Raw genomic sequence first — 5,489 nt, 5'->3', positions numbered from 1 at the left:
GGGCTCGGTTCTCGGGGCGCCGCCCGTAATCGGCGCGGCGGGGGTCATGATCGTCATGACAGCTCTGGCTGGGTATGTGATGTTGCCCGCACCGGTCTGGGCCAGGCTTGCGGACGCGCTGCGTCCAAGTAAAGCCGAAGCAGCCCACGCCGGATGAGTGCAAGCTTTCAGCGACGGTGGGGGCTCGGGCTGCGGTTTAGCACTTCCGGGCCTTCTTCGCGCGCCTCGATGGGATCAAAGCCCGTCATGGCGCGCCGGCTGCTCGTCCCAAGCCAGGGGGCGCCGCTTGGGCTGGTCAGGATCTTCAACCGCCCACGGCGCGCGTTGCCTGACCACCTCCTTGAGTTCGAGCACAGGAACCGGGCTCTGCGGCCAGTCGGTCACCCATCAAACGATAAGGTCGCATTCGTTCGGATCGTGCCCGTGCTGCAGAAAGCCGCTGGCCGCCGCCTCGAACTCGATGCGAAGGGGCTTGCCGTCGGTGTTCAGCGCGACGCAGTCGGGGAACTGGTCCGAACTCTCCTCTACCTGCGCGATGCCTTCGATGTGCGGTAGCAGCATCCCAAACAGCATCACCACTTCCTGCCCGTACGGCGGCGCCCATCGCAGGCCGGGCCTTCTCGTCTGGGATACGTTCATGGCGCTCCCTCCAGGCGGATGAGCCGGGCGCGGCGGGCCACCTCCGCGAACCCGACGAGATTAGGCGACGCGACACGTCCTACTGGCCCCAAGCATGCGAATGGGTTTCTCCACATGATAGCGTTCCGGGCTCGGCCGTCGGGATGGGGACGTCGCCTTCCCGCGCGAGCTGTGCGAGCGCAGAAGTCGCTGCTCCAAGCGCCACGGGATCGGGCCACGGAGGCAACAAGGCCATCCGTGATAGAATCCCTCGCGGGAGATGAGGCGACCATGGCCTGGCAAGATCTGATCGAGGTCAACCCCGCTGTCTTGAAAGGCAAGCCGGTCATTCGGGGAACGCGGGTCCCCGTGCATCTGGTCGTGGGGAACCTGGCTGGAGGCGCTTCCATCGCGGATGTCACGGCGGCATATGCGATCACCGAAGAACAGGTAAGAGCGTACCTCACGCTTGCCGGTCACAGCCTCGATGCTGGAAGGGGATCCCACGATGGCGCCGGTCTTGCGGGCATGTGGCCCAGTTGCGCCATCTCGTGGGGGTGCGAGATGCAACGGTCCACAGGACGGGTATGACCCGTGGGCATTCCCGGGCGTAGGTACACCGGCCACACCCACCCCCCTGGTGTGCTGGAGTCAGGCACTTCGCGCCTGCTAAACTGGGGGCTGGCAAGACAAACAGGGGTCAGCGGGAGCGAGCCGTGAGCACACAGGCGGAATCACCCGAGGTACTGCGCCGGCGCCGACGAAATGAGAGGATTTTCGCAGCGTGGGAACAGACCGAGGGCGGAGGAAGAAGGTACTGGTATGACGTTTCCGGGCGTGCGGGCTGGCGAGCCCGGTACGTCAAGGAAGTGGACGCTCTTGAGCGAACGACATCCTTTCGCCAGGAGATCTACGATGCCGAGGGGCGGCTTCGTGAGGTGCACCAGAAACACCCGGTAGATACCGGACACATGCGGGTGGGGAACGGAGAGGTGTCGTAATGGTTGTGACCCGAGAGACTGTAGCCCAGAAACTGACCGCATACTTGCAGCAGCGGGTAACTCTCAAGGACCTGGTCGACTGGGCCGAGCGGGCTCTTATGGACGGCGAGTTTGCCGGGGAAGAGATAGAGACTGTCCGCGACATCGTGGCTCGCCTGGGACTGGCAGATGTCCTCGCCTTTGGTCTCACGTGGGAGGACTGCCTCACCTATCTGCGGAGGCTTGGCTACTCAGCCACAGCTGTTGTGGAGCCGCTTCCCTCGCAGTATTAAGCGGATTCCGCCTTTCCGAGCCGGCTCAGCCTGGTGCCACGACGAGGCTCGAGCCGAAGTGTGCGAGGGAGGCGCCCGGCGTGATACAGGTCGGTGCAGCGCCCCGGCCTCGCCCTGGCAGCAAAGGGGCGGCCGGAGCCCGGCCTGCCATCCACGGCTGGGCTCGTAAACGACATCGAGACCTGGCTTTCGGTCGGGGCTAAAAGCGTCTGGCGGTAAACCCGGATCGCCGCAAGCACCGCGGCTCCCCCGCGGAGAGGCTCATGTGCCTCGTTGGGATCGGGGCGAGCGGCCTGTCCGATGCCTCGGAGCGACATGACGAGTACCTGGCAAGAGCCCTGCGGCGGGAGACGGAGACACGGGAGTGACCGTTCTCGTTGACACCGGCGCCTGGCTTCCGGACCGGTCGGATGCGCATCACGCCGAGGCGCGGCGGTGGCACCAGAGCCGGGCCCCCCACGAAGACCTCGTGACGACGGCCCTCATCCTTGCAGAGACCTTCACCCTTCTCATGGCGCGCCTGGGCCCTCAGGCGGCTGGCGCTTGGTGGGACGCGTTTCGTGCGGCGAGCGTTCGTTACGTCGTCCCCACTCACTTCACCGTGGTTCGTCTGGGTTCCCGATACTCGCGGGCCATCGCGCGCGTTCCCTGAGGCTGCTCGTCGACGACGAGGCGGGCGGCGTCGGGTCGATACCAGAAGCTGCTCCGCCCGATGAGTCGCTCTCCCCCACCGAGCAGGAAGACCCTGTCGGTGGCGTTGGGCGCCACGCTGACGACGCGGCCGGGCGCGTCGGGCAGTTCCAGGTCGCCGAGCCATTCGTGAGCGATGCGCATGCGGCGTGGTGCCCCCTTACCCTCGCCCCGGCTGTTCGTTTAGCAGGTCGGCGAACGCAAACCCGTCGCGCTGCACCACCCGGCCCCGGCGGAGCGTCGCGGGCCGCGTGAAGATCGGCCCCTCGTAGACGAACGTGGGGAACTCGCCGTTCTCCTCGCACGGGTCGACCTCGGCCGGAAGGGCCTCGATGAAGGCCGCGTCGAAAACTCCCGCGTCCGGCCCACGACGCATCCGGCCGGGTGAGGTCGACGCACACCACCACCGCCCGGAATCCGGCCCGTAGGAAGTCGCGAGTTGAAGCCTGAGCAGCAGACTGGCACCGCCCATGATGTGCAGGGCCATCGCGCTGTCTTTCCCGCCGCTCCAGGCGAGAGCGGGCTGGAACTGTCCGGGGCCTGTGCGCCCGGAAAACCGGTTCGCCTGCCAGTGCTACCTGCTGGGGCTGCTGGACCGAGCCCGGGAAGCGGGGGTGCCGCACATGCGGTGGTAGCCGATGCGGCGTACGGGGATAATCCGGCGTTTCTTGAGGGGCTGGAGCAGCGCCAGGAACGCTACGTGGTGGGGGTCAGCAAGGACTTTACGGTCCGCCTGCCCCGGGAGGTAGCCGACGAGGCGCATCGGCCCGCGTCTACCGCGCCACTCGCAGCGCCACGGGTCCGGAGGGTTGGCTGGTGTTTGAACGTCCGGTGCCTGGGGAGGGACGGGATTTGAAGTTCTGGTTCAGCAACTTTCCTGAAGAAACGCCTCTTGAACGATTGGTTGAAATCGCTCACCTGCGCTGCATCGTGGAACGGGCCTATCAAGACGAAAAGCAGAAGTCGGGGCTCGATGATTTCCAAGGTCAGACGTGGCCGGGCTTTCATCGGGCACGTGGCGATGGTGATGCGGGGAGGCTGCCGCGCCGGCTGTGTCCCCCGCGATCCCCGCCCTGCAGGCGGTCGGTTCGTGGCTGATGGGCGACCCCCAGCGGCCTGACGCTGGAGCCGGCTGGAAGTGACCCACCTGTAGGCCTCGCTCCGCGTGGGCTGACCGGTCCGGTCGGGTGTCGGACAGTATGCCTTAGGCTTCGGCAAGCCCCCTTAGAACCTTCCTGTGAGGATGAAGAAATTCCCGGCTATCCCGAGCACCTCCAAGGACTCAACCCCACCAGGACGATCCTGCCGACCAGCCCGGATTAACGCCTGGATTCCTGATCCAATGGCGAGACGCCCGCTTCCGCGCGACTCATTATCCGACAAACCTCGCTTCGCGAACAGGCGCTCACTGCTTCGGCCGCCGGCCTAGCTCGACGACCACATGACGAACGCGGCCGTCTCGCCACACTTCCAGGGTGACCGTATCTCCCGGGCGGCGGGACTGGATCCAGCGCGTCAGGTCGTCGGCTCCCTGTATGCTAATTCCTTGAAAAGCCAGAATGATGTCTCCCTTCGCCAGTCCGACAGAAGCCGCGGGCGACCCAGGCATGACGTCGTCCACGTGGGCTCCCCGAATCCCGCTGAGCCACCGGCGCAGCAGCCCAACGTCGCTCAGGTACACACCCAGATACGCCTCCGAGATCTCCTCCACTTCCTGCTTGAGCTCCTCGTAGTCCTCTCTTGTCTGCTTCAGTTGGCGTTCCAGTTGCTTGATTCTCTCCTCGAGCTCTTCCGACCGCTCTCGCTGCACCTCTTCAGGGCCTGAGAGCATCAACCCGATCCGCAACTGAAGCCCGCTGAACGGGTCTCTCGGCGACCCGGTCGCCACGGTACCGTTAGTCGTCCTCCACTCGCTCCCGAGGCCCGTGTCCACGAAGTACCCGACGCCGGCCTGCAGGTGGACAGCCGGCCCAAGCCTCACCGCCGCGGTAGCCTCGGGCATGACCCCCACCAGCAACCGATAGAACGTGGTCTCGTAGCCTTGCCTTAACCCATCGCCGAAGCTGGGGGGCTCTCCGCGCGCGACCGTAAGCGTTGCGCCACCCACCGCGATGTCCAGCCCTGCGGCCAGAGACAGAGCTTGCGCCGGAGCCCATGCATAGCCGAACCGGATCCCGCCATGTGCCAGCATAAGCCGAACCGTGGCCCCGCCGTGCTCAGCCTTGGATGCGCCCCCCTCGCCGAAGGCACCCCAGTAGAACCCGGTATCCGGCCGCCCCAACGTCCCGCTGCCAAACAACCACATGCCTTGCGCGAGGGCCGGCAAGGCCTCTGCCTCCAGTGCTGCCCTCAGGGCCGGCAGCCCGAGCGCCCGGTACGTGACGGTGGGGCCGCCCGCGGCGAGCGCGGGCGGTACCGCCACACCGGTGAGCGCCATCCCCACCGCGGTAGCCGCCACCGCCCTGGTGATTCGACGCATCTGCATCGGTTCTCCCCCTCTCACATCAAGGGTGCGAGGCCTGCCAAAGGCCCGACGGCCGGGTCGTGCGTCATCCGGCGGACCTTCGCGCCTGCAAGCCCGCGTCACCATCGCAGGGCCCGAGGTGTTTTGTAAACGGTATCAGTCCCGGCAGCACCATTCGCCGAAGGATGTCGACACCCTCCTGGCCGTTCGTCCACAGCCGGCCAGCGATCCGCCGAAGGTGGCCGTCGCGGCAGGGGCGGCCTGAGCGACGGGCCTGTCGGCCTCGCGGCTCGCGTGCCTCTCCCGCCCGCTAGAAACGCACCGACAGGACGACCGCGGCTTGCACCCTGGAGAGGTCGAGGGGTACGGGACGGGGCCGTCATGCCGGTTCAAGGGCGCCAGGCTTGCCTATCACGAAATGAGCCGCCCGCTCAAAGTTGGTGA

At 66.4% G+C, this 5,489-nt stretch carries 7 protein-coding genes and 1 pseudogene; 4 read left to right on the top strand and 4 right to left on the bottom strand.

What is annotated here, in order from left to right:
- Positions 1 to 387 precede the first annotated feature (387 nt).
- Complete coding sequence (locus tag AB1609_14765; GenBank protein ID MEW6047720.1) at positions 388 to 639, bottom strand: hypothetical protein; 252 nt, start codon at positions 637 to 639, stop codon at positions 388 to 390.
- Between the two features lie 237 nt (positions 640 to 876).
- Between AB1609_14765 and AB1609_14760 the strand changes: the two genes are divergently transcribed.
- The 3 genes from AB1609_14760 to AB1609_14750 all read left to right on the top strand — a co-directional run bounded on the left by AB1609_14760 (position 877) and on the right by AB1609_14750 (position 1,891).
- A complete protein-coding gene (locus tag AB1609_14760) occupies positions 877 to 1,209 on the top strand; it encodes a DUF433 domain-containing protein (GenBank protein ID MEW6047719.1) in 333 nt (110 codons plus the stop codon).
- Between the two features lie 125 nt (positions 1,210 to 1,334).
- Positions 1,335 to 1,619, top strand: a complete 285-nt coding sequence (locus tag AB1609_14755) for a hypothetical protein (GenBank protein MEW6047718.1) — start codon at positions 1,335 to 1,337, stop codon at positions 1,617 to 1,619.
- Positions 1,619 to 1,891: a hypothetical protein gene (locus AB1609_14750; protein ID MEW6047717.1), complete on the top strand. Its 273-nt coding sequence runs from the start codon at positions 1,619 to 1,621 to the stop codon at positions 1,889 to 1,891. Before AB1609_14755 ends, AB1609_14750 begins: the two co-directional genes overlap by 1 nt.
- A 684-nt stretch (positions 1,892 to 2,575) precedes the next feature.
- Here AB1609_14750 and AB1609_14745 read toward each other — a convergent pair.
- Both AB1609_14745 and AB1609_14740 read right to left on the bottom strand, forming a co-directional pair.
- A pseudogene (locus AB1609_14745) lies at positions 2,576 to 2,725 on the bottom strand (ABC transporter substrate-binding protein).
- A gap of 16 nt (positions 2,726 to 2,741) precedes the next feature.
- Entirely contained in the window at positions 2,742 to 3,068 is a 327-nt protein-coding gene (locus AB1609_14740) for a hypothetical protein (GenBank protein ID MEW6047716.1), read from the bottom strand.
- Here AB1609_14740 and AB1609_14735 point away from each other — a divergent pair.
- Positions 3,057 to 3,437 (top strand): transposase, encoded by a 381-nt coding sequence (locus tag AB1609_14735; GenBank protein ID MEW6047715.1) that lies wholly within the window; start codon positions 3,057 to 3,059, stop codon positions 3,435 to 3,437. The genes AB1609_14740 and AB1609_14735 overlap by 12 nt on opposite strands.
- 549 nt (positions 3,438 to 3,986) lie before the next feature.
- Here AB1609_14735 and AB1609_14730 read toward each other — a convergent pair.
- A complete protein-coding gene (locus AB1609_14730) occupies positions 3,987 to 5,066 on the bottom strand; it encodes a PDZ domain-containing protein (protein ID MEW6047714.1) in 1,080 nt (359 codons plus the stop codon).
- Between the last annotated feature and the right edge of the window lie 423 nt (positions 5,067 to 5,489).

The organism is Bacillota bacterium, assembly GCA_040754675.1.
Classification (GTDB): domain Bacteria; phylum Bacillota; class Limnochordia; order Limnochordales; family Geochordaceae; genus Geochorda.
Note: the sequence above shows the minus strand (reverse complement) of the source record. Positions and strands in the feature narration are given on the sequence as shown.

Coding starts and splice junctions, on each gene's coding strand:
- AB1609_14765 (MEW6047720.1), bottom strand. CDS start 639: ATGAACGTATCCCAGACGAGAAGGCCCGGCCTGCGATGGGCGCCGCCG.
- AB1609_14750 (MEW6047717.1), top strand. CDS start 1,619: ATGGTTGTGACCCGAGAGACTGTAGCCCAGAAACTGACCGCATACTTG.
- AB1609_14740 (MEW6047716.1), bottom strand. CDS start 3,068: ATGGCCCTGCACATCATGGGCGGTGCCAGTCTGCTGCTCAGGCTTCAA.
- AB1609_14730 (MEW6047714.1), bottom strand. CDS start 5,066: ATGCAGATGCGTCGAATCACCAGGGCGGTGGCGGCTACCGCGGTGGGG.